The sequence below is a fragment of the Brevundimonas vesicularis genome (genome assembly GCF_014204545.1).
GTDB classification, from domain to species: domain Bacteria; phylum Pseudomonadota; class Alphaproteobacteria; order Caulobacterales; family Caulobacteraceae; genus Brevundimonas; species Brevundimonas vesicularis_B.
Genome location: NZ_JACHLJ010000003.1, coordinates 185,697 through 212,483 on the forward strand (window position 1 = coordinate 185,697; position 26,787 = coordinate 212,483).

Below are 26,787 nucleotides of genomic sequence, written 5' to 3' on the forward strand. Positions count from 1 at the left end.
CAAGGCGGGAGACATCCGACCGTAAGCCTCAGTCGACGAAATCGACGCTCTCGTAGTCGCCCGAGGTTTGAAGCGTGATGGTGACACGCTCGCCGCTGCGGTTACGCCAGAACCAGCCGTGATGACCCGCGAAAGCGGCCGTTAGCACCCCCGTCTCGCGGGCGGAGGTTCCCTTGCTATAGCCGTGATAGGTGATCCCTTGGCCGTCACCATGGGTGTCATAGTTCACCGCCGGGCCACTGGTGGACCAGGTGAAGTTCGCCTTCGCGCCGTCCCCCATGGCCATTTTGATCTCGGCCCCCTCGTCAGGCTCAAGGGTCAGGGACGTGCGATGGCTGCGACCCGCCGATGCGCCATTGGTTGTCGTAGCTGCGGCTGCCGTCTGGGTCGTGACCGCTGGCGGGACGGCTTCGGTCTTGCCAGACCTGGGCGGCTCCTGAGTTGCGGTGTCTGGTGAGCCCACTGGTGCGGCTGCCGGCAAGGCAGGCGCGGTCCTCGTGGATGTAATGACCGCCGCCGTTGAGGCCGCTTCAGCCGCAGCTTCAACGGCGAGTTGGCGCTTGATCCGGCCCATCTCGGTCAGCCCGAAGACCGAGCCGATGCGGGTAGGATCGACGCCGTACTCGGCTGGAAGGACCACGGTGACCAGCAGGGCCGAGGCGATGACGACGGCGACGCCGGTAGACTTGAGCAGCTTGGCCGTCGACGGCAGTTCGGCGGGATCGGGTTGATTGAGATTTTGCATGGAAGGTCTCCCGTCAGGCGACGAAGAAGCCGACGAGCTGATAGCCCGTCAGGATGAAACCGAGGATCATGAGGATGACGTTGGCCAGATAGGCGTGGCGCCCGAAGCTGGCGGTCCGGCGCCAGAATCCCATGGCGATCAGGATGGCTCCGAGCGCCAGAAGCTGGCCGATCTCCACGCCGATGTTGAAGGCGATCAGGTTGACCAAGAGGCCGTCTGAAGACAGCTGGAAGTCCTGCAGTTTGGTCGCCAGACCCAGGCCGTGGAACAGACCGAACGCCAGGGTCGCGGCCCTGGCGTCCGGCTGGACACCGAACCAGCGTCGGTAGGCCCCCATGTTGTCGAGCGCCTTGTAGACGACGGACAGGCCGATGATGGCGTCGATCAGATAACTGGAGACGTTGACGTTCAGCATCACGCCCAGCAGCAGGGTCGTCGAATGCCCGACGGCGAACATGGTGACGTAGAGGCTGATATCCTTGAGGCGGTAGAGGTAGAAGATCACCCCGAACAGGAACAGCAGATGGTCGTAACCGGTGACCATGTGCTTGGCCCCCAGATAGACGAAGGGCCAGAAGACGATGCCGGACGTCTCCTGGATGTAGCCCTTGTCCCCTGCCGCCACCCCGTGCGCCAGGGTGGCGGTGAACAGGCCGTTGAGGAAGAGCACCAACAGGCCTGCGCTCAGCAGGCCGATGGGCGTTCGCAACCAGGCGGTCGCGCGCTGGAGACGCGGGTTCATGAAGTCCTCCGGGAGTATGCGAAGGGAAGCCGCTCACGCCACGACCGTCTGACGCCGTTCGGCGAAGACGGGCGGCCGTGGACGAGGCTGTAGAGGGCGGGGAGCACGAGCAGGGTCAGCAGGGTCGAGGAGATGATCCCGCCGATGACGACCGTGGCCAGCGGGCGCTGGACCTCGGCGCCGGCTCCGACGTTCAAGGCCATGGGCACGAAGCCGAGGCTGGCGACGAGCGCCGTCATCAGCACCGGGCGAAGACGGGTCAGCGCCCCCTCCCGGATTGCCTCGCCAAGAGGCTTCCCTTCGGCGATCAGGCTGCGGATGAAGGTGACCATGACGACACCGTTGAGCACGGCGACCCCGGACAGGGCGATGAATCCGACCCCCGCCGAGATCGACAGAGGCAGCCCACGCAGCATCAGGGCGGCCACCCCTCCGGTCAGGGCCAGAGGCACGCCGGAGAAAACGATGGCCGAGTCCTTGACCGAGCGGAACAAGGCGAACAGCAGGCCGAAGATCAGCAGCAACACCGCGGGAACCACGAGTTGCAATCGTTTGGCGGCCGAGATCAACTGCTCGAACGTTCCGCCATAGGTGACCCAATAGCCGGCCGGTATGGCGACCTCAGCATCGACCCGGTCCTGAACCTCGCGGATGAACGAACCCAGGTCGCGGTCGCGGACATTGGCCGTGGTCACGATGCGGCGTTTGCCGTTCTCTCGGCTGATCTGGTTCGGACCCTTTGTGAGTTCGATCGTGGCGACCTCATTCAGGGGCACGAACTGACGCGGCTGTCCTTCGCCCGCCGGGAGCGGGACCTGGAGACGACCGATGGCGTTGGTGTCGGCGCGCAGACGCTCGGGCAGGCGGACAACGACGTCGAAACGACGGTCACCCTCGAAGATTTGCCCGGCGGTCGTGCCGCCCATCGAGGTGGAGATAACCGACTGGACGTCTTCGATGCTCAGGCCAAGGCGCGCCATGGCGGGTCGGTTGGGTGTGATCTGGAGCACCGGCAGGCCGGTGATCTGTTCGGTCTGGGGATCGGCGGCCCCGTCCACCGAGGCCACGATGGCTTCGATCTCGGCGCCGAGGCGCAGCAGTTCGTCGAGATCGTCGCCATAGACCTTGATGGCGACGTCGGCCCGCACCCCGCTCAGCAGTTCGTTGAACCGCATCTGGATCGGCTGGGTGAACTCGTATTTGCTGCCGGGAATCTCATTCACGGCCTCTTCCATCTCGGCGACGAGGTCGCCGCGAGACTTGCGAGGGTTCGGCCAATCCTTCCTGTCCTTCAGCATGATGAAGGTGTCGGCGACCGAGGGCGGCACCGGATCGGTGGCGACCTCGGCGGTGCCGATCTTGGCCACGACCCGCTCCACCTCGGGGAAGCGGGCGATGCGGGCTTCCAACGCAGTCTGCATCTGCACGGCCTGGGTCAGGCTGGTGCCCGGGATGCGCAGGGCGTGCATGGCGATGTCGCCTTCGTCGAGATTGGGCACGAACTCCGAGCCCATCCGCGACGCCCCGAACCCGGCGAGCAGCACCAGCACGACCGCAATGCCGATCATCAGGCTGCGGGTCCTGAGCGCGAAGTCGAGCGCCGGCTGATAACCCACCCGGGCCCAGCGCATCAGGAAGCTGTCCTTCTCCTCGACCTTGCCGGTGACGAACATGGCGACGGCGGCGGGTACGAAGGTCAGGGACAGCAGGAGCGCTGCCGTCAGGGCGATGACGACGGTGATCGCCATCGGGTGGAAGGTCTTCCCCTCCACCCCGGTCAGGGCGAAGATGGGGACATAGACCAGGGTGATGATCATGACCCCGAATAGCGAGGGCCGGATTACCTCGCTGGAGGCGGTCGCCGCCAGATCGAACCGTTCCTCGCGGGTCAGGATACGACCCAGGCGATGCTGGGCCTCGCCGTAGCGCCTGAGGCAGTTCTCGACGATGATGACGGCGCCGTCCACGATCAGGCCGAAGTCGAGCGCGCCGAGGCTCATCAGATTGCCGGAGGTTCCGGTCCGCACCATGCCGGTGATGGTCATCAGCATGGTGACGGGAATGACCGCCGCCGTGATCAGGGCCGCGCGGATGTTGCCGAGCAGCAGGAACAGCACGACGATGACCAGCAGGGCGCCCTCGACGAGGTTCTTTTCGACGGTGTGGATGGCGCGTTCCACCAGTTCGGTGCGGTCGTAGACCGGCGTGGCGACGACACCGGGCGGCAGGGCCTTGGCGGCTTCATGCAGGCTGGCGGCGGCGGCCTGGGCGACGATACGGCTGTTCTCGCCAGCCAGCATGAGAACCGTCGCAAGGACCGTCTCCTTGCCGTTCTCGGTCGCGGCGCCGGTGCGAAGTTCCTGGCCCATTCCGATGTCGGCGAAGTCCAGGATGCGGATCGGAATGCCCCCACGCGTGGCGATCACGATGTTGCCCAGGTCTTCACTCGTCGAAGCCTGCCCCGGCACCCGGATCAGATACTGTTCGCCGAAGCGCTCGACATAGCCCGCGCCGACGTTGGCGTTGTTGTTGTCCAGCGCTTCGACCACCTCGGCCATGGTCACCCCGTAGGCCGCCAGCCGCTGCGGATCGGGTGTGACGTGATACTGACGCTCGTAGCCGCCGACGGTGTTGACCTCGGTGACACCGCGCGTGTTGCGAAGCTGGGGCCGGATGACCCAGTCCTGAAGCGTGCGCAGGTCTTCGGTCGTATAGGGCTGGCCGTCGGGACGTCGTGCACCCGGCTCGGCCTCGACCGTATACATGAAGATCTCCCCGAGGCCGGTGGCGATAGGGCCAAGTTCAGGGGTGACGCCGGGGGGAAGCTGACCGAGGGCGCTTTGGAGGCGCTCATTCACCAGTTGGCGTGCGAAATAGATGTCGGTGCCGTCGTCGAAGATGACGGTCACCTGGCTCAACCCGTATCGCGAAACCGAGCGGGTGTATTGAAGGCCCGGAACGCCTGCGACGGCGGTCTCGACGGGGAAGGTGATGCGCTGTTCGGCCTCCAGCGGCGAATAGCCGGGGGCTTCGGTGTTGATCTGAATCTGGACGTTGGTGATGTCCGGAGTGGCGTCGATCGGCAGGCGCTGGAAGCTCCAGACGCCGATGGCGCAGGCCAGGAGGACGAGCCCCATGACCGCCCATCGGAAGCGGATCGACAGGGCGATGATGCGTGCAAGCATGGTTCTCGCGCCCCCTAGTGATCATGGCTCGCGCCGGACTTTTCGATGTCCGCGCGAATGAGGAAGGCGCCGTCCACGACGTATTCGGTTCGGGGTTCGAGCCCGCCAAGCACCTCGGTCCACTCGTCGGTCCTTCGGCCCAGTTCGAGCATCCGCACCTCATAGGTGTTGCCGACCTTGGCGTAGACGACCTGGAAATCGCGGAACGGCTGGATGGCCTTGGTCTGGACGGCGAGAGGCACTGCACCCTCACCGACCTGAACGGTGCCCTGTACTCCCAGGCCCGGCCGCCAGACGCCGCCCTGATAGGCCAGTTCGACATGGGCGATCAGGGTCTGGCTCATCGGATCAGAGCCGGGCAGGATGGTTTCGATGACGCCATTGAAACGGTGGTCACCTGCCAGACTGGTGACCTCGACCCGCTGGCCCCGGCGGACACGTTCTGCATCGCGCGGATAGAGGGCGAACTCGGCATGGAGGCGGGTTGGGTCGCCGATCACCAGCATCGGCTCGCCGCCCGCGCCGGTGATGGCCCCGGCGTTGACGTTCTTGGCCATGATGACGCCGGAGATCGGCGCGGTGACGGAATAGGTCTGGAGGCTCTCGCTGGACTCGACCCGCGCCACAACCTGGCCTCGCGATACGCGCTGGCCCAGTTCGACGTTCAACGCCATCACCCGACCCGGATAGCGGGCGAAGACATCGCTCTGGCCCTCAGGCGTGATCTCGACCCGACCGCTCAACGGCAGAGACTCGCCCAGGACTGCGGAACCGGCGCGCTGCGTGGTGACGCCACCGGCGCGGGCGGCGTCGGCTGAGATGACGGTGCGACCCTCATAGGACTGGTAGGCCCAGGTCGATCGCTTGCCGTTCTGGGTCGCCGCGACCGCCACGTCGAAGGAGTGCGGCTCGGAGACGACACCGGGGCTGGCGAGATAGTCCTCGGTCGGGATGAAGGTGAACCGATCGACCTTCGGCCCGAGACGGGTCAGGGCCATGGTCGCCTGGACCTGACGTGGATCGAGCGGCTTGTCCTTCAGATAGGGATAGAGCCGGAACAGGGGCTCTGGTCCTTCCTCGAAGATGGTGATCTCAAGGGCGAAGTCTCCGTCGCGGAGCATCCGGCCTCGGTGAGGGCCACGCTCATAGTCGGCGGCGGCAGCCTCGCCGTTTTCGCCTGCCTTTTCGGCGGGCTTGTCTCCGCAAGCGGCGGCGGCGAAGGCGAGGACGATCGCAGACGCAACGAGCCAGCGCCGCGAAGGTGTCAGGCGGATCATGGTTGAGTCTCCAGGGCGAGGATCAGGTCGCCGTGCGCGCCGGTCAGTCTGTCGAGGCGGGCGCGATCGATATGGAATTGCTTGAGCACCGCGACGCGGCGGGCGCGGGTCTGCAGCAGGGCGGTCTGGGCGGAGATGACGTCGTTGTAGGTGAAGCCGCCCCTGTTGAAGCCGTCGCGCACCAGAACGACGGCGCGCTCGGCCTGGGGAAGGGTTTCCTGCCCGATCCTGCGAGCTTCGCTGGCTCGGGCCATGACCTGAACCTGCAGGCGCGCGATCTCACGTTCACGGTCGATGCGGGCGGCGGCGAGATCACCCTCGGCGGCCAGCCCCTCCGCTCGGGCGCGGTCGATGGCCCCGAGGTTCTGGTCGTAGCGACCAAGGGGAATCGACGCGCCGACGACAAAGCCGAGGTCGTTGCCGTCCCCGAAGTGACGGACGCCGGCGCTGACCGTGGCGTCCGACCGGGCGCGGGCCGTCTCCACCGCCACCCGGGCGACGGCGATGTCGCGCTGTGCGACGAAGATGTCCAGGTCCGCCTGGGCGACCCCATCCGTGACGTCGAGCGCCGACCGGGTGTCGGCGAAGGTCTCGGCGCCAAGGGTGAAGTCCGATGACCCATCCCAGAACCGGGCCAGCGAAATGTTGGCGACCCGGACGGTAATCCCGGCCTGATCGAAGTCGATCTGGGCCTGAGCCAGTTCGGCCTCGGCGCGCGCCCCGGCGAACAGAGGATCGCGCGCCATGTCCACGCGGCGACCGACCTCGGTCTGGAACCGTTCGGCGAGGTCAAGGCGCTCGCGGGCGATCTCCAACTCGGCCTGAGCCGCCAGAGCTTCCGCCCAGGCGCGCTGCACCTGTTCGAGCCGGTCCAACTGGCGAATGCGCGCGGTGGCGTCGACCAGCAGCCCTTCGGCTTCGGCGAGAGAGACACGGGCGGACCTGTCACCGCCCCGCTCGAACCGTTGCTCGACTGTGAGCGTGGTCTCGGTCCGACGGAACAGGTCGCCTCCGCCGATGGTCGGAAAGTTCTCGACCATCACCCCAAGCGTGGGGTTGGGACGAACGTCCGCCTGACGCACGGCTGCCCGCGACGCCTGTCGCCGGGCCTGGGTCGGTGCCAGTGAGGGATCGACCAGGGCGGCTCGACGCAGCGCCTCGTCCAGCGACAGTACAGGCGCGGTGGACGTGGCCGCCGCATCCTGTGCGACAGCAAGGGTCGGCGGCAGCGAGGCCGCCAGAATGAGCGCGAGGGCCGACACGGCCGTCAGTCGCGCCCACGGCCCGGCAATGCCGGACGATGGGGTCTTCAAGGGATTCTCTCCGGGAAACGGGGGTGCACGCGCGACCGATTGGCCGCGTCGGATCAGATGATCGTGCGCGTCCGTCTGGGAGGGTATTCAGGCCCGTCGCCGTCGTGGGCCGGACGTGCGCCATCGCCCGCCGGCTGGATCAGCACGGCGTTCATGGCGACGAGGGGGCTCAGATCGCGGTTGAGGATCGGGATGGCGGTGTGGCTGTCGCCGCTCGTATGGTGGTGATGGCTTGCTGGACGCCCGGCCTCGCCCTCGTCTTCGCCGTCTTCGGCTTGATCCAGTGGATCCTCGGCCGGCGCGTCGGGGGCGATATGGACGTGCAGCGAGCCATGATCGACGTCCGCGATCTCTGCGTGATCACCGTGGCCGATCGCGACTGCCGGCCAATCCGACGCATGGGCAATCTGGTGCCGCCCTTCCTGAACCCCATGCAGGCTCAACGTCGCCACGAGGGCGGCGCACAGGCTGACGCAAATGGTGCGAAACAGGCGAGACAAGATTGAACGGCTCCTTCATCCGCCATAGTGCGACCCGATCCCAATGGCAACGGTCGAGGTTGCCGCATCACGATATGGCTAGGATTCGTCCTTCAGGTGGATACGTGATGGCGGAGGTCGGGAGCTCCGTTGACGGCTGCGACGATGCGAACATTGATCGATCCGCCAGTCGTGGTAAGGGGCGGCATGGGAGTGACTCACTATCATTCTCAAAATGTTTTCTTGGTGGGCTGCGGGTCGCTGCGGCGCCAGTGCGGCGCCGACCGGTCGGGATTGACCGACGCCGAGGCAGTACCCACGTCTCGTGGCCCGGGGTCAGGCCGGCGCTGCGGGCCGGGCTCGCCGGCTTTCGAACCGGCGTCGGATCCAGGTTCGCCCAGGTTTCTCAACGAGCAGATGCAGGGCCGCCGCGATCAGCGCCGTGACGACGAACAACCCTGCCAGTTCGACTGGCGTGATGCGGAAGGCGCTGTCGATGCCGCGCAGTTCGGCGACCACGCCCTTGAAGGCGACGAGGACGGGCATGTGCACGAGATAGAGGGCGAAGGAGGCTTCACCGGCGAAAACCAGCGCAGGGGCGGCGAGAGGCCCCTCGCAGTCCGCGCGTGCGAGCAGGGACCAGGTCAGGATAACGGGGGCTGAGAGGGCGACGATGATCCGGTCGTCCAACGACAGCTGCATAGCGCCGAGCAACACGAGGGTAGCAGCCAGGGCGGCGGCGATGGCGACGGGCCGGCTCCAGCGCCAGCGATGGCCCAAGCCGTAGAGCGCCATGCCGATCAGAAAGGCCGGCGCTATGCGCAAGATGCCCATGTCGTCCTCGGCCCGAGGCAGAACCTTGCCGAAGGTTGAGACGTAGGCCGCGTCGATGACAACATAGCTGACGATGCCCAAGCCGAGCAGGAACCAAGGACGATGTCTCATCCGGATGGAGAGAAGGGCGTAGGCCGGGAACAGCAGATAGGCGAACCATTCCGCCGAGAGCGACCAGGACGGGCCGCTCCAATTGTATCCGATTTCGCTTGGAAACCACGCCTGTACCAGGAACAGGGTCTTGAAGAAGCCCTCTGTCGTGTAGGTCGAGAGATCGAACGGAACGCCAGAGATTGAAGCTCCGAGCACCATGATCAGAACACCGCCTAAAATCGCCAGATGGAGGGGATAGAGCCGAGCCAAGCGGGCCACGAGGAAGCGCCTGTAGCTGAACGTTCCTGCGGCGAAAGCGGGGCCGTAGACGTGGGCCAGAATGAAGCCCGACAGCATGAAGAAGGCGTCGACCCCCAGCCGGCTTCGCTCGATGATCGGGCTGTAGCCCAGGGCCGGATCCCACTGAAGCTGGTAGTGGAACAGCACCACGCCCATGGCCAGGAAGGCCCGCAGGCTGGTCAGGGCCCTCAGATCAGCCGGGTAGCCTTCGTGAGTCGGAGAAACGGACGTCATGAACGATGGCCCCCACGGCGGGCGGCACAGGACGGACCGCTTAATTGGTCTACGCATCGGTCGCCGCCATCCCTCATCCTCTCGCATCCGGGGGTCAGGCCTGCCGCGCTGGAGAAAAGGCCATGATCTGATCCTGCGCCGCTCGCGGGCTCATGGCGGTCGGCTTGCAGGTTTCATCGGAAGGCGCGATGACGCGCGCCACCGGCTCAGCCCACAGTTCAGCGCGGGCCGTGGTGAACGATGGCCTGGATCTCATCGAGCGCGGTTTTCTCCATGGGCGATGGATGGGCCGTCTATGCGGGCGCGCACGAAGACCACGTCGCCCACCCATGTCGCAATCCAGCTGACCGTGGCTCGCGCGGGCTCGGTCCGCGTGGTTCTGGACGACCGTCCGCCCTGAGCCGTCAGGCGATCGTCATCGGGCCTTCTGGCGCTGATCGGCCGGCCCTCGCCTCGTCATTCCGCCCTCTCCGACGGCCCTGTCGAGCCCTGAGGCCCAGCCGGACCGCATCGTGGCGGGCTTCAAAGAACAGCTCGGCGTCAAGGTATGTAAGCTGGATGCACGCCTTGAAGGGGCGCTCCTCAAGCCGTCTGAGGACCCGGCGCCCGGAGCCGTCGCCCGGGAGCCTGGGCGGTCGGCGCCTCAAGGTCCTGGCCTAGGCGCAGATGCAGGCTCCACGTCTTTGCTACGCTCCCGTGATTTTCCGTGGGTTTTTCGGCCTGTTCACCAGCCTGTGGGATCATCTCTTGGGCAAGTTTCCGGTCCGGGGTCCACACGCCCCGGGCAGGCCAGATCGGCGGTCGGCCCGACTACCCGAGAGGATATTTTAAGACGCTCGCCGAACCAATCCGACGGGATGTCTAGGGAAATGTCCTGCGCTAGCGCGAGGCGCGTCCGAGAAGGTCGATCAGTTCTGTGGCCTTGGCCTTGCGATCGGAGAGATCGTCGCCGGTCATCGCCCCCATGACGCAGTGGTCAAGGTGGTCTCTGAGCACCTCGCTCTCGACGCGCAGCAGGGCCGCCCGTACGGCCTGGAGCTGGGTGAGGACCTCCACGCAGTAGCGGTCCTCCTCGACCATCCGGGCGATGCCGCGCACCTGGCCCTCGATCCGGTTCAGGCGGTTCAACACCTTGGGTTTTGTTTCCGTCTGCATCCAATTCCTCGCTCTGACCGTTCGACCCTACCCCAGGACAGCGCCTTGCGCGATACCCCCTTAGGGTATATATGGCGTCCAGCTGTTTCAAGGAGCCCGCCATGTCCATGCCCTCCCCTTCGCATCCGCCCGACCACAGCTGCTGTTCGGCCAAATCGGCGGACAGCGGCGCGAAGGCGGTCGATCCGGTCTGCGGCATGACCGTCGATCCGGCGACCACAGCGCATCGGGCGGCCCACGACGATAAGGACTATTTCTTCTGTTCGGCGGGCTGCCGGACCAAATTCATCGCCGATCCGGACCGCTATCTCGGCGAGGCCCGGCAACCGGCGCCTGTCATCCCGGGCGCCATCTACACCTGCCCGATGCATCCGGAGGTGCGCCAGGAGGGCCCGGGCTCCTGCCCGATCTGCGGCATGGCGCTGGAGCCGGAGACCGTCACCGCCGAGGCGCCGGTCAATCACGAACTGATCGACTTCACCCGCCGCCTCTGGGTTGCCGCGGTCCTGACCCTGCCCGTCTTCGCGCTCGAGATGGGCGGCCATCTGACCGGACTGGCGATGCGGATTTCGGGCCAAACCTCCAACTGGATCCAGTTCGCGCTGGCGACGCCCGTGGTGCTGTGGGCCGGCTGGCCGTTCTTCCAGCGGGGCTGGGCTTCCCTCCGCAACCGCAGCCTCAACATGTTCACCCTGATCGCCATCGGCGTCGGCGCGGCCTGGATCTACAGCGTGGTCGCGGTGCTGGCGCCGGCTCTGTTCCCGGCGGCGGTCCGCCGGATGGACGGCAGCGCGCCGGTCTATTTCGAGGCAGCGGCCATCATCACCGTCCTGGTTCTGGTGGGCCAGATTCTTGAGCTGCGCGCCCGCGAACAGACGTCCGGCGCCATCCGGGCGCTGCTTGATTTGGCGCCCAAGACCGCGCGGCGGCTCCGTGACGACGGCGGCGACGAGGACGTCACGCTCGACATGGTCGCCGTCGGAGACCGGCTGCGCGTCCGCCCCGGCGAGAAGGTGGCGGTCGATGGCGAGATTCTGGACGGTCGGGTGACCATCGACGAGTCCCTCGTCACGGGTGAATCCATGCCGGTGACCAAGGACGTCGGCGACAAGGTCGTCGCCGGATCGCTCAACAAGACCGGCTCGTTCGTGATGCGGGCCGACAAGGTGGGCGCCGACACCCTTCTGGCGCAGATCGTCCAGATGGTGGCCCAGGCCCAGCGCAGCCGCGCGCCGATCCAGCGGCTGGCCGACAAGGTGTCCGGCTGGTTCGTGCCGGCCGTGATCGCCATCGCGGTTCTCGCCGCCGTCGTCTGGGGCCTGATCGGTCCGGAGCCGCGCCTGTCCTACGCCCTCGTCGCCGCGGTGTCGGTGCTGATCATCGCCTGTCCCTGCGCCCTGGGCCTGGCCACGCCGATCTCGATCATGGTCGGGGTGGGGCGCGGCGCCCACGCCGGGGTGCTGATCAAGAACGCCGAGGCGCTGGAGCGTTTCGAAAAGGTCGACACCTTGGTGCTCGACAAGACCGGTACCCTGACGGAGGGGCGACCGTCGGTGACGGCCATCCGGCCCGCCGCCGGGTTCGACGAGACCGAGCTTCTGAGACTCTCCGCCAGTCTGGAGCGGGCCAGCGAACATCCGCTGGCCGACGCCGTCGTCCGCGCCGCGACGGATCGCAAGCTCGCGCTGTCGGAGGCCTCGGAGTTCGACAGCCCGGTCGGGCGTGGCGTCACCGGGGTGGTCGACGGCCGCCGCGTGGCGCTCGGCAACGGCCGCTACCTCGGCGAGATCGGCGTCGATGTCGCCGCCCTCGAGGCCGAGGCCGAGGCGCTACGCCAGGACGGCGCCACCGCGATCTTCGTGGCCGTGGACGGGGCCGCGGCCGGCGTCCTCGGCATCGCCGACCCGGTCAAGGCGACGACCGCCGGGGCCATTCGCGATCTGAAGGCCGCGGGCCTGCGCCTGGTGATGATGACCGGGGATAACCGGACCACGGCCGAGGCGGTGGCGCGCCGGCTCGGCATAGACGACGTCCAGGCCGAGGTCCTGCCGCAGGACAAGGCGGCGGTCGTCGAGCGGCTGCGCGCCGAGGGCCGGATCGTCGCCATGGCTGGCGACGGGGTCAACGATGCCCCGGCCCTGGCCGCCGCCGATGTTGGTGTGGCCATGGGCGCAGGTTCCGACGTGGCGATCGAGAGCGCCGGCGTCACCCTGCTGGGGGGCGACCTCCAGGGCATCGTCCGGGCCCGCAAGCTGTCGAAGGCGGTGATGAGCAACATTCGCCAGAATCTCGTCTTCGCCTTCGGGTACAACGCCCTGGGCATCCCGGTCGCGGCGGGGCTGCTGTACCCGGTCTTCGGCCTCCTGCTGTCGCCGGCTCTGGCGGCGTTGGCGATGGCCCTGTCCTCCGTGAGCGTCATCGGCAATGCGCTGCGGCTTCGTGCGGTCAGACTTTAACGGGGGCGGCATGGGGGACCGGGGCCAGGAGAAGGCGACGACCGGCGTTTGCGCCATTACGCACTCCGGCAGCCGATCCCTCGCCTGATCCAACAGCGTTCGGGTATATTTGATCAAGGCGGAACCGTGTCGGAGGACCCGGATTTAACTGGCGTTCATGTCCGGTTGCGCAACGGCGCCGAGATCCCGGTTCAAGTCCGCGTCCCGCCGCCGCCCCGCGGCGCTTTCGTCAACTAGCCGCCGGCCGATTCGCCGGCGCCGCCCCACGCCGGAGACACCCGATGTTCAACCTGACCTTCACACGCTCGTCCGTTCTGCTCGCCGGCTGTTCCGCTCTCCTCGTGGCGGCGTGCAGCCCGGCCGCCGAGCCGCCGGCGGCCTCCAAGGCCGACGAGTCGGCGCAGACTCCGGAGCCCATGGCGATGGCGCAGACGCCCTTCTCCGCCGCCGAGGCGAGGATGCACGAGGCCATGAGGTCGGCGACGGGAGCCAGCGCCGGAGAGGCATGGGCCCGCAAGATGATCCCCCATCACCAAGGCGCCCTCGATATGTCCCAGATCGTGCTGCGCGACACGCGGGATGCCGACATTCGCCGGATGGCGCAGAAGACCGTCGAGATGCAGACCGGGGACATCGCCGAGCTCCAGCGTTGGCTCGAAACAAACGTGGGGGCCGCAGCCGGTGCGGCAGCGCCGGGCGGAGGCGGTGAGCCGCCGTTCGCGCCGGCCGAAGCGAAAATGATGGAGGCCATGATGGCCGCGACCGGGGTCGACACGGACCAGACCTGGGCTCGCAAGATGATCGCGCATCACCAGGGCGCCCTCGACATGGCCCAGGTGGTGCTGCGCGAAAGCCAGGACGCCGACATCCGGCGCATGGCGCAGAAGACGATCGAGATGCAGACCGCGGACATCGCGGAGCTGCGCGCCTGGCTGGAGGCTCATCCCGCCAGCGCAGGATGATCCGGCGTCGGCGAGAAGTCCCGTTGCAGATTTGCGAGTAGAGGAAGAACAATCGATGGAAAACATGAAGACCATGCACGCCATGAAGGGGAGCTACCGTTCCTTCGGCTTCGAGCTCGTCTTGGATTTCATCATCATGTACCTGGTGATGTACACGATGATCGCGTCCCTCAATCACTTCTATTTCAACCTCAACAACGTCTACATGACGCTGATGATGGTCTCGCCTATGGCGATCCTCATGCTGGTGTTCATGCGGTCGATGTATCCGTCGAAACGGACGAATCTGCTGATCGGCGGGGCTGCCGCCCTGGTGTTTGCGGTCAGCTTCTGGGGTATGCGGACCCAGGCGGCGGTGGGAGACACGGAGTTCCTGCGTTCGATGATCCCGCACCACTCCGGCGCCATCCTGATGTGCCAGCAAGCCTCGCTGACGGATCCGGAAGTGCTCGGTCTGTGCGAGGAAATCGTCCGCTCCCAGGAACAGGAGATCGCCCAGATGAAGGCTCTTCTGGCGCGGCGCTGATCCAGCGCTAGGCGACGGGAGTTTCCGGCCCGGTCGGCTCTGCGGCAGCGTGTCGCGAGGGGCGACCGGGTCGCCTGCGTAAAACCATATAGATCGTCGCCTCGCCGAGGCGCGGTTCTGACTTTAAGGAGTATCTTATGAAGCTGGATCGTCGACTGCTGCTGCGCGGCGCCGTCGCGGGCGGCGGTCTCGCCGCCTTGCAGGGCCTGATGCCCGCCTGGGCGCAGACGGGCTCGCCGGGGCTGCGGTCGGACCTGCCTACCCTGACTGGGCCGAATATCGATCTGACCATCGGTCAGACGCCCTTCACCGTGAACGGGCGCACCGCGACGGCCACGACCATCAACGGCGTGCTGCCGGCGCCGGTGTTGCGGCTGCGCGAAGGCCAGAACGTCCGTCTGGCGGTGACGAACACCCTGGACGAAGACACCTCGATCCACTGGCATGGGTTTCTTCTACCCTTCCAGATGGACGGGGTGCCCGGGATCAGCTTCCCAGGCATCAAGCCGCGCGAGACCTTCGTCTACGAGTTTCCGATCAGGCAGTCCGGCACCTTCTGGTATCACAGCCACTCCGGCCTGCAGGAGGCGCTCGGCCACTACGGGCCGATCGTCATCGATCCGGCCGGCGCCGATCCGGTCGCCTACGACCGCGAGCATGTGCTGGTCCTGTCGGACTGGAGTTTCATGCATCCGCACGAAATCCTCGACAAGCTGAAGAAGAGCCCCGGCTACTTCAACCGGCAGCGCACGACCCTGGCGGGCCTCTTCTCCGGCGAGGACCGCATGAGCCTGGAAGAACGGCGCATGTGGGGCCAGATGCGGATGGACCCGCGCGACATCCTCGACGTGAATGGGACGACCTACACCTATCTGATCAATGGACACGGCCCGCAGGAGAACTGGACCGGCCTGTTCCGACCCGGCGAACGGGTGCGACTGCGCATCATCAACGCCTCGGCCATGTCGATCTTCAACGTCCGCATCCCCGGCCTGCCGATGACGGTGGTCCAGGCCGACGGCGAGAACGTGCGTCCGGTCGAGACCGACGAGTTCCAGATCTCCGTCGCCGAGACCTATGACGTTATCGTCCGGCCGACCGAGGACCGGGCCTACACCATCGTGTCGGAAGCCATTGACCGTTCCGGCATGGGGCGGGCGACCCTTGCTCCGCGCCTGGGGATGACCGCCGAGGTTCCGCCGCTCCGCGAGGTTCCCAACCTGACCATGAAGGACATGGGCATGGGGGACATGGGCGGCATGGGCGGCATGGACCACGGCTCGATGGGGGGCCAGCCGGGCGGCGCCATGGCGGGGATGGATCATAGCGCCATGACCGGCGCCTCCGGCGGCACCATGGCCGGGATGGATCACGGCGCCATGGCGCCCCAGTCCACGGGTGCGATGACCGGGATGGACCACGGCTCCATGGCCGGCATGAACATGCGCGATCCCGCCAACGCCCCGCCGGACATGGCGGTGGGGGTCGGCGTGGACGCCATCGCCATGGCGCCGGCCAACCGCATGGGCGAGCGCCCGACGGGACTGGCCGACGTACCCCACCGCGTGCTGGTCTACACCGACCTGGTCTCGCTGACGCCCAACAAGGACCAGCGTCCCCCGTCGCGGACCATGGAGATCCACCTGACCGGCAACATGGAGCGGTTCATGTGGGGCTTCGACGGGAGGAAGTTCAGCGAACTGGTCGAGCCGATCCGCTTTGAGCGGAACGAGCGGGTGAGGGTGACCCTGGTCAACGACACCATGATGGCCCACCCCATCCATCTGCACGGCCACTTCTTCGAACTGGTGACCGGCGGACCGGCGGGCCACCAACCGCTGAAGCATACGGTCAACGTTCTCCCCGGCGGCAAGGTCACCTTTGACCTGACCGCCGACAATCCCGGGGACTGGGCCTTCCACTGTCACATGCTGATGCACATGCACGCGGGCATGTTCAACGTCGTCACCGTCCGCCCGATGTCAGGAGCCTCGTCATGATCCGTCGGTCCGTGGGTCTCGTCCCTCTGCTCCTCGCGGCCTCGGCCGGCCCGGTGTTCGCCCAGAGCCACGCCGGGCACGGCGCGGCGGCTAACGCCGTCCAGACCGCCGTCCAGCTGCCCGCCGGTTGCGTCCGGCGCGGCGCGCCGACGGCGGATCCGTCCCGCGTCGGAACGCCCGGGGCGCCGGTCTGCCCGACCGGCGCCGTGCCCGAGCGCGCGCCGGCGTCGGCGGATCCCCACGCCGGGCACGACATGTCGACGATGAGCCAGACCGCGCCCGCGCCGGCCATGCCGGCGGGACATGACATGTCGACCATGCAGAGCGGCCAACAGCCGGCCGCCGCCGGTCAGCCGGATCCCCACGCCGGGCACGACATGTCGACGATGCGGCAGACCGCGCCCGCGCCGGCCACGCCGGCGGGCCACGACATGTCGACCATGCAGAGCGGCCAGCGGCCGGCCGCCGCCGGTCAGCCGGATCCCCACGCCGGACATGACATGTCGACGATGGGCCAGACCGCGCCGGCGCCGGCCATGCCGGCGGGACATGACATGTCGACCATGCAGAGCGGCCAGCAGCCGGCCGCCGCCGCTCAGCCGGATCCCCACGCCGGGCACGACATGTCAACGATGCGGCAGACCGCGCCCGCGTCGGCCATGCCGGCGGGACATGACATGTCGACCATGGGGCAGATGCCCCCGGGTCATGACATGTCGGCCATGGCGATGCCGCCCGACGTGCCGACCAGCGCGGACAACCCGGGACGCCCTCCGGAAATGCCCCTTCCGCCCGGGGCGACCAGCGGCCCCGCTCACGCCGCCGATACCCTGTTCGATCCCGCGGAGATGGCGGCGGCCCGCGAACAGCTTCGCGTCGAGAATGGCGACGTGCGGACCACCGCGGTGATCATCGACCAGCTCGAAGCGAGTTTCGGAGACGGCGAAGAAGGCTACGCGCTGGACGCGCAGGGCTGGACCGGCGGCGACATCAACCGCTTCTGGTGGAAGTCGGAAGTCGAGGGCGACTTCGACGGCGAGGTCGAGGAAGCCGAGGTCCAAGCCCTTTACAGCCGGGCGTTCCGGCCCTTCTTCGACTTCCAGACCGGCCTGCGGCAGACCTACCGGCCCGAGGGCGACCGGACCGATCTGGTCGTCGGCATTCAGGGTCTGGCGCCCTACTGGTTCGAGGTCGATGCGGCGGCCTTCCTGTCCAACAAGGGCGAACTGACGGCGAGGGCGGAGGCCGAATATGATCAGCGGATCACCAATCGCTGGATCGTGCAGCCCCGGGCCGAGGTGGTGCTGTCGGCGGAGGACATCCCCGAACTCCGGATCGGGTCCGGCCTGTCGACGCTCCAGATCGGGGCCCGCTTGCGCTACGAGTTCCGCAAGGAATTCGCACCCTATGTCGGCGTCGAATGGACCAAGAGCTTCGGCAATACGGCGGACTTCCTGGAAGCTGACGGGCGAAGCTCGGAAGACACCCGGCTGGTCGTCGGCATTCGGGCGTGGTTCTAGCGAAGCGGCGGCGGGTCTTGTCTTGACGCCGGCGCCCCCACAGGCACGCAACGGGTCGGTTGTCAGGACGCCCCCGCCGGGGCCAGGGCCTCGCTACAGCCTGTGCCTTGCGCCGGCCGGTGACCGGCCCGGTGTTGTCCAATGACAGCGGGGCGGCGGATCCGGGCCGTCGTGATCGATCTGGATGACACCCTGCTCTCAGCCTATCGCCGCCCTGATCTGGCGTGGCGCAGCGTCTGTCAGGTATACCAGACCGAGCTTGGCGACCTCGCTCCGGACGTTGCAGCGCGCGCCCTGACGGAGGCGGGGCGGGCCTTCTGGAGCGATCCGGACAGCCACGCCGTGGGCCGCGCAGACCCGAAGCAGGCCCGGCGCGTCATCGCAGCCAAAGCCTTCGAGGCCTTGCGGCGCGACAGTAGTCCAACGGTATCTCCCGAGATCGCAGAGCGCATCGCCGACGCCTTCAGCCTCCATCGCGACCGGCAGATGCGGCTCGAACCCAAGGCGGACGCCGTGTTGGTCCAACTGCGGGACGCTGGATACCGGCTCGCGCTGCTCACCAACGGCGCCGGTCCACTGCAGCGCGCCAAGATCGAGCGTTTCGGTCTGGCTTCGCGTTTCCATCATATCCAGATTGAAGGCGAGGTCGGCGTTGGCAAGCCCGATCCGGGCGCGTTCAGGCGAGTGTTTGCCGCCTTGAACGTCGATCCGCCCGAGGTCTGTGTCGTCGGAGACAGTCTGGAATGGGACATTCGCCCGGCCAAGGCGCTGGGCTGTTTCACCATTCTGTACGACCCGGAGGCTGGCCAAGCTGTAGGACGCGGTTTCGGCGACGCCCACGTTGTGACCCGGACATTGGCGAGCTTGGCGCCCCACCTTCAGGAGCGTAGTTCGCCCCCCGGCCGGATGGATCGCGCCGGCCGGCGATCACGGCGCGCCGACTGAGCCCAGGGCTGAAAGACCATCGCGAGGGGTCAGCCGGGGAGCCGACCGCTGATCGACGACGGAAAAACGCCGCGCGGCAGGTCGCGCGGCGTTCCTTCCACATCCGGCTTCGGCCCCTCAGGAGGCGGGAGGCCGATCCCTCAGTGAACCATGAAACGGACGAGGCCGTTCATCTGGTGGCCGTCGGCGCCCTTCGCGGCCCAGGCGGCGGAATAGGATCCGGGGGCCAGGATGGGGAGGGGCGCGCTGACCGTGGTGACCGGCGCCGCGTCGTCGACCACAGCCACGTCGATGGACCGGGCGTCAGGGCCCGTCAGCCTGAGAGAGGTCAGGGTCATGGCGTGCGGGAACGTCGCCGAGAAGGTCGTCGGCGCGACCGCTAGCATGGCGTTGTCCGCGGGCGCGGTGACGACGCCGTTGGCGGGGGCCTGCATGGCGGCGTGATCCTGCGCCGACATGCCCGCGTGCGAATGGCTCTGGGCCTGGGCGAGGGAGACGGGAGCCAGCGCCGCCAGAGCGGCCAGGCTGGTGAGGATTGAACGGTTCATGAGAGACTTCCTGATGCTTACGTGGACTACTGGTTGGGCGGCATGGTCATGCCGTCCATCTTCGACATGTCATGGCCGGCCATCGGATCGGCCGGCGGCGGCGTCGGGGCGGGTGCTGGCGCCGGCGCGGGGCGGGTCGGTCGGGGCGTCGAGGCCCGGGGGGACGGCGCCGGGGCTGATGCGGCGGCCTGCGGCTGCGGGGTCGGCTCGGGCGTGGCGACCGGCGCGGCCTCCATCGGGGTCGTCGCCGAGGCGCCCGGCGCCGTCTGGGCCTCGACCGGTTGAGGGTCGGCGGCCGGCTGGCAGGCGCCCAAGGTGATCGCCGCTGCGGCGGCTAGGATCGGGACTCTCATGTGACAAGCTCCTGAAAGAAAAGGGCGATGATCGGGTCGATTTCCCGCGACGCCCTCATACTAGAATACGCGGACGGGCGCCGCATCCCTCGCCGCCTGGAGGTCGATCGACGGAGCGCCGCTGCGGCCCGAGCGGGGCTAAGGCGCGACGAAGGTTCCGAGGACCCTCGAGCTGATCACTCAAGAGCGGCCCGGACAGCGGGCGTGTCGTCCAGCGCCTCGGACAGCTTGCGACGAGCCCGCGCCACGCGGGTCTCCACGGTCTTGATGGAGACACCCAGCATCCCGGCCGTTTCCGCCTGACTGCGCCCCTCGATCGCCGTCAGCAGAAGCGGAGCCTTGAGGTGCGGCGGCAGATGGCTCACAGCCTCGTTCAACCGCGCCAGCCTTGCGCTGGCATCCATCCGGTCATCCACCGCTTCGGCCCCGTCCGGCACGGACATGGCTTCCGGCGACGACAGGTCGACGCCGCCCCGGATGAGCCGCCGAACGAAGCGGCGACGGCTCCAGTCCCGGCATTTATTGAGTGCGATGGTCCGGATCCAGGCCTCGAAGGGTCGGACCGGGTCGTAGCGGCGAATGTTGATCCAGGCCGCCGCATAGGTGTCCTGCAACAGGTCCCAGGCGTCCTGTTCATCGCCGACATAGCGCCGGACGAAACGGAACAGAGAAGTCTTGGTCTGCCGCATCAACTCGCTGAAGGCCGCCCGGTCCCCGCCGGCGGCGCGGGCTGACAGGTCGTTGGGGCTGTCCACGCGGAACGCTAGCCTTCGTCGGGCGCGAGGGCCTCGACGATACGGTCGTCGAATACCTCGGCCTGGGCCGGCGTCAGAACGGACCGCATCTCGAAGACGTGGGCGATCGTCTCCTTCTGCAAGGCGCCCATGGCGACGTGGAAATGGTCCACCGCCGCCTGGACCTGGGGACCGTCGCCGTCGCTCCGTGCGATCGCGCGCGCCAGTTCCTGATTGGCCGCGCGGACGTCCGCTTCGAGCGCGGGCCGGCGCGCGGCGAACCGGGCTTCGACTGCGTCGATGCGGGTCAGCTGGTCGGGCGAGAGCTTCAGGTCGTGGTGCACGATGTCGTGCAGGGATGGCGGTTCGCGCCGGCTCAGCACCCAGCTGGCGCTGATCCAAGTGCCCGCGCCGCTGGCGACCGCCGCCAGGACGGCCGTCAGGGCGATGGCCTGCCAGCCGCGCTTCATCGGCCGGTTTCCAGTCTCACCAGAGGCGACAGGCCCGCGTCGACCGTGAAAATGGCCATCTCCCCGGCCGGTCTGGGGGCGGCGACCGCGCCGACGCCGCCTGCCGTCAGGCCGGTGACCAGGGCCATGGCGACGGCCCCCAAACGCAGTTGCGACGCGAGCCTTTCGCCGCGAAGCGCGTCGACCCGGCTCCAGACGAGCGGTTCGAGCCCGTCGAGCGACCGGCCCAAGGGCGTCGCCGCCGATCCGGCCAAAAGATCATCCAAATTACGCGCCATCGAACACTCTCCTTGCGCCCCTAATCCCTACTACGCCGAAACAAGCCAAATCCCTCAAACGAGGGGACGGCCTCCCCGGTGCGTAGTTAGCAGAAGGGACGGGATGGGAGAGAACAATGTCGATACGCAAACTTCTGTCGGGGATCGCCCTGGTGGTGGCGCTGTCTGTCAGCGCGCCCGCGTTCGCGCACGAGGATCATGACAAGCAGGCCGCGGCCCGTGCCCAGGCCGCCGCGCCGGCGGGCGCCGTGCCAGAAGGCGGCGTGATGGCCATGCCGGGGATGGCTATGGACATGGACCACGGGGCCATGACGGCGGACGAGGGTCCCAAGCCAATGCCCCAGCGCCTGTATCGCTGGCTCGGCGCCATGCATCCCGCCGCCGTCCATTTCCCGATCGCGCTGTTCCTCGTCGCCGCGCTCCTCGAGATCGCCGCCCTGACGCTGCGTCGGCCGGTCCTGACCCAGGGCACGCGGGTGATCATCGCCCTGGCGGCGATCTCCGCGGTCGCCGCGGTGGCGCTGGGATGGTTCGCTATGGGGCTGCCCGGGAAGGACGATGTGACTCACCTCTACCATCGGTGGCTCGGCACCTCGATCGCCGCGCTCGGCCTGCTGAGCTGGTGGGCGAAGGAACAATGGGTCCGCCGGCCGGGGCGCGGGCGCGAGCTGATCTACATCGGTCTTTTGACCGTGACCGCCGCCGCCGTGGTGGTCAACGGCCTGCTGGGCGGGATGCTGACCCATGGCATGAGGCATCTGATGTTCTGACGGCCTTGGGGTCCGTCGTCGCCCGAACGCCTCGTTCTTCATCTACTTCGCCGGACCGGGTTCTACTGCGGCCGCGGCAAACCAGGAGACTGCACCATGATGTTCCGTTCAGCACTCGCCGGATCGGCGGTCGCCGCCCTCCTCGCGACCTCCGGCCAAGCGCAAGCTCAATCACAGGCGCCGGCCCGCTCCCACGCCCCCGGCTCGGCCCATACGCCAGGCTCGGCGCACGCCCCCGGCGATGCGCAATCCGCTGACGAGGCCCAGGTCCGAGCGGTCGTCACCGCCTACAAGGACGCCATCGAGCGGATGGACGTGTCGCAGACGCCGGCCCTGTTCTGGACCGACTCGGAGATCTTCGAGAACGGCGGCGTGGAGGGATCGTTCGCCTATTATCTGGAGCACCATCTCGGGCCCGAATTCGCCGATCTGGCCGGCTTCGACTTCCGCAACCACGAAATGAAAGTCGAGGTTGACGGCGACACCGCCTTCGTGAGCGAGACCTACACCTTCCACATCACCTTCAAGGACGGAGCCCGGGCCCCCATAGAGCGCCGCGGCGCCGCCACGAGCGTCCTGCGCAAGCGGGGTGACGAGTGGAGGTTCGACGTCTATCACTCCTCGGCCCGGCCCTTCCGCCCCGCCGCCTGATCGCGGCGGCGACCGTCATCGGCGGCCTCCAGATATCGCTCGCCAGAGGGACCCATGAGATCGATGCCCACCCTTTCACGCCGTGCGTTTCTGGCCGCGGGGGCCGGCTCCGTCGCCGTCGCGGCCTGCGCTCCGGGCGCCCGTTCATCGACCGAGCTCGCGGTCTACAAGACCCCGACCTGCGCCTGTTGCACGGCCTGGGTGGATCACATGCGCGCCGCCGGCTTCAAGGCGCGGGTCAACGAACTCCCGAGCCTTCGCTCTATACGCAGCACCCAAGGCGTGCCCGAGGCGCTCGCCTCCTGCCACACGGCCATGATCGGCGGCTATGTCCTCGAGGGCCATGTGCCGGCCGAGGATGTCCGCAAGCTTCTGGCCGAACGTCCCGAGGCCGTGGGCCTCGCAGTGCCGGCGATGCCGCTGGGGTCTCCCGGCATGGAGACGCCAGACGGCCAACGTGAGCCCTATGAGACCCTGCTGATCCTCAAGGGCGGCGGTACGCGCGTCTTCGCGCGTCACGGCTAGGCGAGGCCCAGGGATGAAGGTTCTCAAGCTCTCCACCCAGCTGCACAAATGGATTGCGCTCGTCGTCGGCCTTCAGGTCCTGTTCTGGGTCGGCGGCGGTCTGGTGATGACGGCCATTCCGATCGAGACGGTGCGCGGCGAACATCGGGCGGTTGACCTCAAGCCGAGCCCGCTGGAGCTCGGCGCGCTTCCGGCACTGAGCGAGATCGCGCGCCGAGCGGGCGTCGCGCCTGTCCAGGCGGAGCTTCACACGACGCCGCGGGGGGCGGCCTGGACCTTGAAGCCGGCGTCGGGCGAGCCAGTCGTCGTGTCCGCCGCGACCGGCCGGCCGTTCGGACCGATGTCGGCCGCCGACGCCTCGGCCTTCGCCAAGGGCGCGTACAAGGGCGAGGCGCGGGTTTCCGGCGCGGTTCTTCTGGCGACGGCGCCCGAGGAGACGGGACGCACCGGACCGCTGTGGCGGGTAGACTTCGCCGACCGCGAAAAGACGGCCTTCTACCTGTCGCCAGCGACAGGCGAAGTGGTGACGCGCCGCTCGGGCGTGTGGCGGATCTTCGACTTCTTCTGGCGACTGCACGTCATGGACTGGAACGACGGCGAGGACTTCAATCACCCCCTGATCATCATCACTACCGCCTTGACCCTGAGCATTGTGATTTCGGGCTTCATCCTGCTGTGGATACGGATCTCCCGCGACCTGAAAATGGCGCGTGCGGTTCGCAAGCGGGAGCCATGAGGCAGGCGACGGCTCGATCACAGGAAGCTCTGCCAAGAGACAACGACCGGACTTCACCACCGCGTCTCGCCGCCCTGACCACCGCCTGGCCGCCGCACATCCTGCGGCAAGAGGACGTCGCGGCCAACGGGGCCGAAATGTTCGCCACGACCCACGGCGGTTTCGAGCGGCTGGCGCCTATCTATCGAAACGCCTTGATCGACACACGGCATTCGTGCGTCCCAATGGACTGGTATCTGCAGCCGCACAGCTTCGCGGAGCGGAACGACCTGTTCCTGGAACACGCAGTCGCCCTGATGGCCGAGAGCACGACGAGCGCGCTGGAGCAAGCGGGGTGATCGCGACCTTGGCCGGTTTTGGACCACTCGGATCATCACCTGCCCGGCGCGCCGCTAGTCCGATCCGGCCCTTCCGGGTCATTCGTCATCCCAACTACTGGATCGCATCTCTTGAGATCGCCATCCTGCCGCTGGTTTTCGGCCAGGTCTGGATAGCAGTGGTGTTCACCGCGCTTAATGCCATGCTGATCACCTGGCGGGTGCGGCTGGAGGATCGCGCTCTTGCCTATCAGGCCTGTGAGCCAGAACGACCTGGATGCGAGGCGGGCCAGTCACCGACGATCAGGTCACGCGGTGCGAAATCTCGGTCAGAGCCCTGAGACCGGTTCCGAAGCGGGCGATTGATGCCCGGTGCCGTTCCAGTTCTCCGTAGGGCAGATAGCGCACATTGAGATCGGCGATCCGGCTGAAGGCCGGACGTTGCAACTGCGCCCGCACATCGTTTTCGCGGCTGTCGGGAGCGACCAGGAAAAGGCCGGCGGAGATGTTTAGTTCGCCTGACAGGGCGAGGTCCAGCATTCGCACGACACCGGAGTAGATCGTGGTGGAATGCTCGACCTCGAAGGCGGCCGCCACGCGGTCCGCGTCTCCCTCCAGCCAGAGTACGTCGATCAGCCGGATGGACTCGGCGCCTGGACCGTTCGCCAGCGACGGCGGTAGTTGTTCTAGGCAGCCCTCGCTCAGGCGTGCGCCCTCGTGCTGGCGCCCGCGGTCATTGGACGCGATCCAGACCCTGTAGCCCAGCGCGCGACCCAGATCACGGACCCAGGCCTGGATCTCTGTGTGGGTCCGGTCCGTCTCGCCCTGCTGGAGCGCGGTCTTCTCGAACTTGACCGCTTCGGCGCGCGCTTCGGCCAGCCGCGCGTCCCAGCCGCTGGCGGACAGACTCTCGTCGTCCAGGGGCGGCGCGGGATAACGGCCGGAGCCCACGTCGAACAGGAAGCCCGCGATCGCCCCGAGATCGTTGGACAGAAGATCGCTGTAGCGAGCGTTGAGGGCCAAAATTCCTTGCCGCATCGCAAGGTAGTGCTCCCAGCTCCCGAGCTTGACCTTTGATCCGGTGATCGCGTTGTAGCCGTTGACGATCGCGGTATTGAACGGCGAAACGTGGGTGGGATGGAGAAAATAGATCAGGTTGGCCACTGCAGGCCCGAGTCCCTTGATTCGGAGTTGGTCGATCGTGCGGATGCCCGCGAGAATTTCCGTTGCTGTCGAACAACAGCTGCAGTGATGCAGGAGCCGGCCGAAAGCGCGTTGATTGGCCGGGTTTTCGTAGATGTCCGGGATGCGAAGTTTGGGCTTCCAGAGGAAGGCATGGTCCGCGCCCTTGAAGATCTGCCGTTGTTCGGCCACCGAATGAACGATCGTCTCCAGCGACGACCCGCGATAGGCCACGCCGAACCGGCCTGCTTCGATCTCCTTGACGACCTGGCCGATGCCGCGACGGATGGAGCGGAAATTCTTCAGACGCTCGTCCCACAAGAACCAGGTCTGGTAGGTCGCAGCCGGGTCGCGCCGCCACTGTTCAATAAGATCACGAACTCGATCTGACACGGCGCGCCCCCTCAATTCTTGAGCAGTCTAGGCGGGTCCAGGTCGCTGGGCCAACGGCCATTCGCAGCCGGTCCCAAGAGCGCGTGCGACGCACCTGGCTCCAGCGCGTTCGGCGCGCGCCAACGGCTACATCGCCATTTCCATGGCCGAGACCGGAGCCAGGGTTCCCATGATGGACACCAGGGCCAGCAGCCCCAGGGCGAGGAGGGTCTCCATCACCAAGCTGCGTTTCAGCCGTGAAATGGCGGGGCCAAGATACTCGGGATCGTCCAGGGCGCTGCCGAGGTGGGGCGTCAGATAAAAGCGGTTCGCGGCCGCCAGAACCAGCATGAGCGCGAAGAGCACGAGCTTGCCCGTCAACAGCAGACCGTAGGGCGTGCTCAAGAGGCCAGCGATACGATCGGGTCCGACCATGAACCAGCTGTTCACCAGTCCGCTCAGAACCAGGACGGCGACCGATGCGGTTCCGACGCCGGCAAATCCGTGAAGCGCTCGATGAAGGATCCTGTCGCTATCAACCGTTTTTGACCGTCGCCCGAAGGTCAGGATAAGCAGCGCCGCGAGCGCGCCGAGCCACACCGCCGCCGCCCAGCTGTGCAAAATAGCGGCCGTCAGATGCACATAGCGCCCGGCGCCTTCGGTGGCCGCGCCGTGTCCCGTCCAGGCGAAGCTGGCGCCGACGATCAGACCGGCGACGGCGAAGAATCCCCACAGGCCGCGGGACGGCTTGTCTTGGATGAGCGCAAGAAGCGCGAGCAACGCGGCCAGCGTCCGGACGAGAAAGGCGGGTCCGAGGCTCGTGCCCGTGAGCATGAAGCCGAGCGTCGCCGGCTTGAGACCTTCAGTCAGCGAGCCCGCCATCACAGCGGTCTGGGCCGCGAAGGCGGCGGCGGAGCCTATGGCGACCACGGCCGCCGCGCTGACCAGCAAGGATCTCGTCCAGCCGAGGGCCACCGCGTCCGACCCGCGCAACCCGTAGAGGAGGAATAGCGGCGTCCCGAGCAGGACGACAGCGCCGCCGTACTGCGCGAGCCGGAGCAGGATGACCAGAACGTCGAGCACGA

27 protein-coding genes are annotated in these 26,787 nt (G+C 67.3%); 12 read left to right on the top strand and 15 right to left on the bottom strand.

What is annotated here, in order from left to right; all coding sequences use genetic code 11:
* Positions 1–28: 28 nt before the first annotated feature.
* The 8 genes from HNP47_RS12735 to HNP47_RS12770 form a co-directional block, all read right to left on the bottom strand.
* The gene (locus HNP47_RS12735; protein WP_184279849.1) at positions 29–745 is read right to left on the bottom strand and encodes a transmembrane anchor protein; all 717 of its coding nucleotides are present in this window, start codon (positions 743–745) and stop codon (positions 29–31) included.
* 13 nt (positions 746–758) lie between these two features.
* Positions 759–1,487, bottom strand: a complete 729-nt coding sequence (locus HNP47_RS12740; RefSeq protein WP_035308114.1) for a HupE/UreJ family protein — start codon at positions 1,485–1,487, stop codon at positions 759–761.
* The gene (locus HNP47_RS12745) at positions 1,484–4,672 is read right to left on the bottom strand and encodes an efflux RND transporter permease subunit (protein WP_135194138.1); all 3,189 of its coding nucleotides are present in this window, start codon (positions 4,670–4,672) and stop codon (positions 1,484–1,486) included. Before HNP47_RS12745 ends, HNP47_RS12740 begins: the two co-directional genes overlap by 4 nt.
* Before the next feature lie 14 nt (positions 4,673–4,686).
* Entirely contained in the window at positions 4,687–5,949 is a 1,263-nt protein-coding gene (locus HNP47_RS12750) for an efflux RND transporter periplasmic adaptor subunit (protein WP_035308110.1), read from the bottom strand.
* Positions 5,946–7,262, bottom strand: coding sequence for a TolC family protein (locus HNP47_RS12755; protein ID WP_184279850.1), 1,317 nt, complete (start codon positions 7,260–7,262; stop codon positions 5,946–5,948). Before HNP47_RS12755 ends, HNP47_RS12750 begins: the two co-directional genes overlap by 4 nt.
* Positions 7,263–7,315: 53 nt before the next feature.
* Positions 7,316–7,762 carry a hypothetical protein gene (locus tag HNP47_RS12760; RefSeq protein WP_088582500.1) on the bottom strand — a complete coding sequence of 149 codons (447 nt, stop codon included), beginning with the start codon at positions 7,760–7,762 and terminating at the stop codon, positions 7,316–7,318.
* Between the two features lie 315 nt (positions 7,763–8,077).
* Positions 8,078–9,202 carry an acyltransferase gene (locus HNP47_RS12765; protein WP_088582501.1) on the bottom strand — a complete coding sequence of 375 codons (1,125 nt, stop codon included), beginning with the start codon at positions 9,200–9,202 and terminating at the stop codon, positions 8,078–8,080.
* Positions 9,203–10,081: 879 nt separating this feature from the next.
* Positions 10,082–10,357 carry a metal-sensitive transcriptional regulator gene (locus HNP47_RS12770; protein ID WP_088582502.1) on the bottom strand — a complete coding sequence of 92 codons (276 nt, stop codon included), beginning with the start codon at positions 10,355–10,357 and terminating at the stop codon, positions 10,082–10,084.
* Between the two features lie 107 nt (positions 10,358–10,464).
* Here HNP47_RS12770 and HNP47_RS12775 point away from each other — a divergent pair, with 107 nt between their 5' ends.
* The 6 genes from HNP47_RS12775 (at position 10,465) to HNP47_RS12800 (ending at position 18,766) form a co-directional block, all read left to right on the top strand.
* Positions 10,465–12,813 (top strand): heavy metal translocating P-type ATPase, encoded by a 2,349-nt coding sequence (locus HNP47_RS12775; RefSeq protein WP_409360161.1) that lies wholly within the window; start codon positions 10,465–10,467, stop codon positions 12,811–12,813.
* 281 nt (positions 12,814–13,094) lie between these two features.
* Positions 13,095–13,775 carry a DUF305 domain-containing protein gene (locus HNP47_RS12780; RefSeq protein ID WP_052004990.1) on the top strand — a complete coding sequence of 227 codons (681 nt, stop codon included), beginning with the start codon at positions 13,095–13,097 and terminating at the stop codon, positions 13,773–13,775.
* A 55-nt stretch (positions 13,776–13,830) separates the two neighbouring features.
* Positions 13,831–14,301 carry a DUF305 domain-containing protein gene (locus HNP47_RS12785; protein ID WP_112863190.1) on the top strand — a complete coding sequence of 157 codons (471 nt, stop codon included), beginning with the start codon at positions 13,831–13,833 and terminating at the stop codon, positions 14,299–14,301.
* Positions 14,302–14,438: 137 nt separating this feature from the next.
* The gene (locus HNP47_RS12790) at positions 14,439–16,301 is read left to right on the top strand and encodes a copper resistance system multicopper oxidase (protein ID WP_112863189.1); all 1,863 of its coding nucleotides are present in this window, start codon (positions 14,439–14,441) and stop codon (positions 16,299–16,301) included.
* Positions 16,298–17,821 carry a copper resistance protein B gene (locus tag HNP47_RS12795; RefSeq protein WP_245159369.1) on the top strand — a complete coding sequence of 508 codons (1,524 nt, stop codon included), beginning with the start codon at positions 16,298–16,300 and terminating at the stop codon, positions 17,819–17,821. Before HNP47_RS12790 ends, HNP47_RS12795 begins: the two co-directional genes overlap by 4 nt.
* A 171-nt stretch (positions 17,822–17,992) precedes the next feature.
* Entirely contained in the window at positions 17,993–18,766 is a 774-nt protein-coding gene (locus tag HNP47_RS12800; protein ID WP_164952667.1) for an HAD family hydrolase, read from the top strand.
* A gap of 140 nt (positions 18,767–18,906) precedes the next feature.
* On the opposite strand, the gene HNP47_RS12805 is transcribed toward HNP47_RS12800, so the two are convergent.
* The 5 genes from HNP47_RS12805 to HNP47_RS12825 form a co-directional block, all read right to left on the bottom strand.
* A complete protein-coding gene (locus HNP47_RS12805) occupies positions 18,907–19,314 on the bottom strand; it encodes a copper resistance CopC family protein (RefSeq protein ID WP_052004988.1) in 408 nt (135 codons plus the stop codon).
* A 26-nt stretch (positions 19,315–19,340) separates the two neighbouring features.
* Positions 19,341–19,667, bottom strand: a complete 327-nt coding sequence (locus HNP47_RS12810) for a hypothetical protein (protein WP_135194141.1) — start codon at positions 19,665–19,667, stop codon at positions 19,341–19,343.
* Between the two features lie 176 nt (positions 19,668–19,843).
* Entirely contained in the window at positions 19,844–20,422 is a 579-nt protein-coding gene (locus HNP47_RS12815; protein WP_245159370.1) for an RNA polymerase sigma factor, read from the bottom strand.
* Between the two features lie 8 nt (positions 20,423–20,430).
* Positions 20,431–20,871, bottom strand: coding sequence for a Spy/CpxP family protein refolding chaperone (locus HNP47_RS12820; RefSeq protein WP_088582505.1), 441 nt, complete (start codon positions 20,869–20,871; stop codon positions 20,431–20,433).
* A complete protein-coding gene (locus tag HNP47_RS12825) occupies positions 20,868–21,149 on the bottom strand; it encodes a hypothetical protein (RefSeq protein ID WP_088582506.1) in 282 nt (93 codons plus the stop codon). The genes HNP47_RS12820 and HNP47_RS12825 overlap by 4 nt, the downstream gene beginning before the upstream one ends.
* Positions 21,150–21,265: 116 nt before the next feature.
* Here HNP47_RS12825 and HNP47_RS12830 point away from each other — a divergent pair, with 116 nt between their 5' ends.
* The 6 genes from HNP47_RS12830 to HNP47_RS16600 all read left to right on the top strand — a co-directional run bounded on the left by HNP47_RS12830 (position 21,266) and on the right by HNP47_RS16600 (position 24,489).
* Positions 21,266–21,919 carry a DUF2231 domain-containing protein gene (locus tag HNP47_RS12830; protein WP_088582507.1) on the top strand — a complete coding sequence of 218 codons (654 nt, stop codon included), beginning with the start codon at positions 21,266–21,268 and terminating at the stop codon, positions 21,917–21,919.
* A 96-nt stretch (positions 21,920–22,015) separates the two neighbouring features.
* Positions 22,016–22,570 carry a nuclear transport factor 2 family protein gene (locus HNP47_RS12835; protein ID WP_135194142.1) on the top strand — a complete coding sequence of 185 codons (555 nt, stop codon included), beginning with the start codon at positions 22,016–22,018 and terminating at the stop codon, positions 22,568–22,570.
* Positions 22,571–22,624: 54 nt separating this feature from the next.
* A complete protein-coding gene (locus HNP47_RS12840; RefSeq protein ID WP_306418727.1) occupies positions 22,625–23,095 on the top strand; it encodes a DUF411 domain-containing protein in 471 nt (156 codons plus the stop codon).
* Positions 23,096–23,108: 13 nt separating this feature from the next.
* Positions 23,109–23,831, top strand: a complete 723-nt coding sequence (locus tag HNP47_RS12845; protein ID WP_088582510.1) for a PepSY domain-containing protein — start codon at positions 23,109–23,111, stop codon at positions 23,829–23,831.
* Positions 23,828–24,169 carry a hypothetical protein gene (locus HNP47_RS12850; RefSeq protein WP_088582511.1) on the top strand — a complete coding sequence of 114 codons (342 nt, stop codon included), beginning with the start codon at positions 23,828–23,830 and terminating at the stop codon, positions 24,167–24,169. Before HNP47_RS12845 ends, HNP47_RS12850 begins: the two co-directional genes overlap by 4 nt.
* On the top strand, positions 24,166–24,489 hold the full coding sequence (locus HNP47_RS16600) for an isoprenylcysteine carboxylmethyltransferase family protein (RefSeq protein WP_205678542.1): 324 nt from the start codon (positions 24,166–24,168) through the stop codon (positions 24,487–24,489). Before HNP47_RS12850 ends, HNP47_RS16600 begins: the two co-directional genes overlap by 4 nt.
* On the opposite strand, the gene HNP47_RS12860 is transcribed toward HNP47_RS16600, so the two are convergent.
* Both HNP47_RS12860 and copD read right to left on the bottom strand, forming a co-directional pair.
* Complete coding sequence (locus HNP47_RS12860; RefSeq protein WP_088582921.1) at positions 24,452–25,723, bottom strand: type II restriction endonuclease; 1,272 nt, start codon at positions 25,721–25,723, stop codon at positions 24,452–24,454. The two genes, HNP47_RS16600 and HNP47_RS12860, sit on opposite strands and share 38 nt — an antisense overlap.
* Before the next feature lie 126 nt (positions 25,724–25,849).
* Positions 25,850–26,785 carry a copper homeostasis membrane protein CopD gene (copD, locus tag HNP47_RS12865; protein WP_184279852.1) on the bottom strand — a complete coding sequence of 312 codons (936 nt, stop codon included), beginning with the start codon at positions 26,783–26,785 and terminating at the stop codon, positions 25,850–25,852.
* Positions 26,786–26,787: the final 2 nt, after the last annotated feature.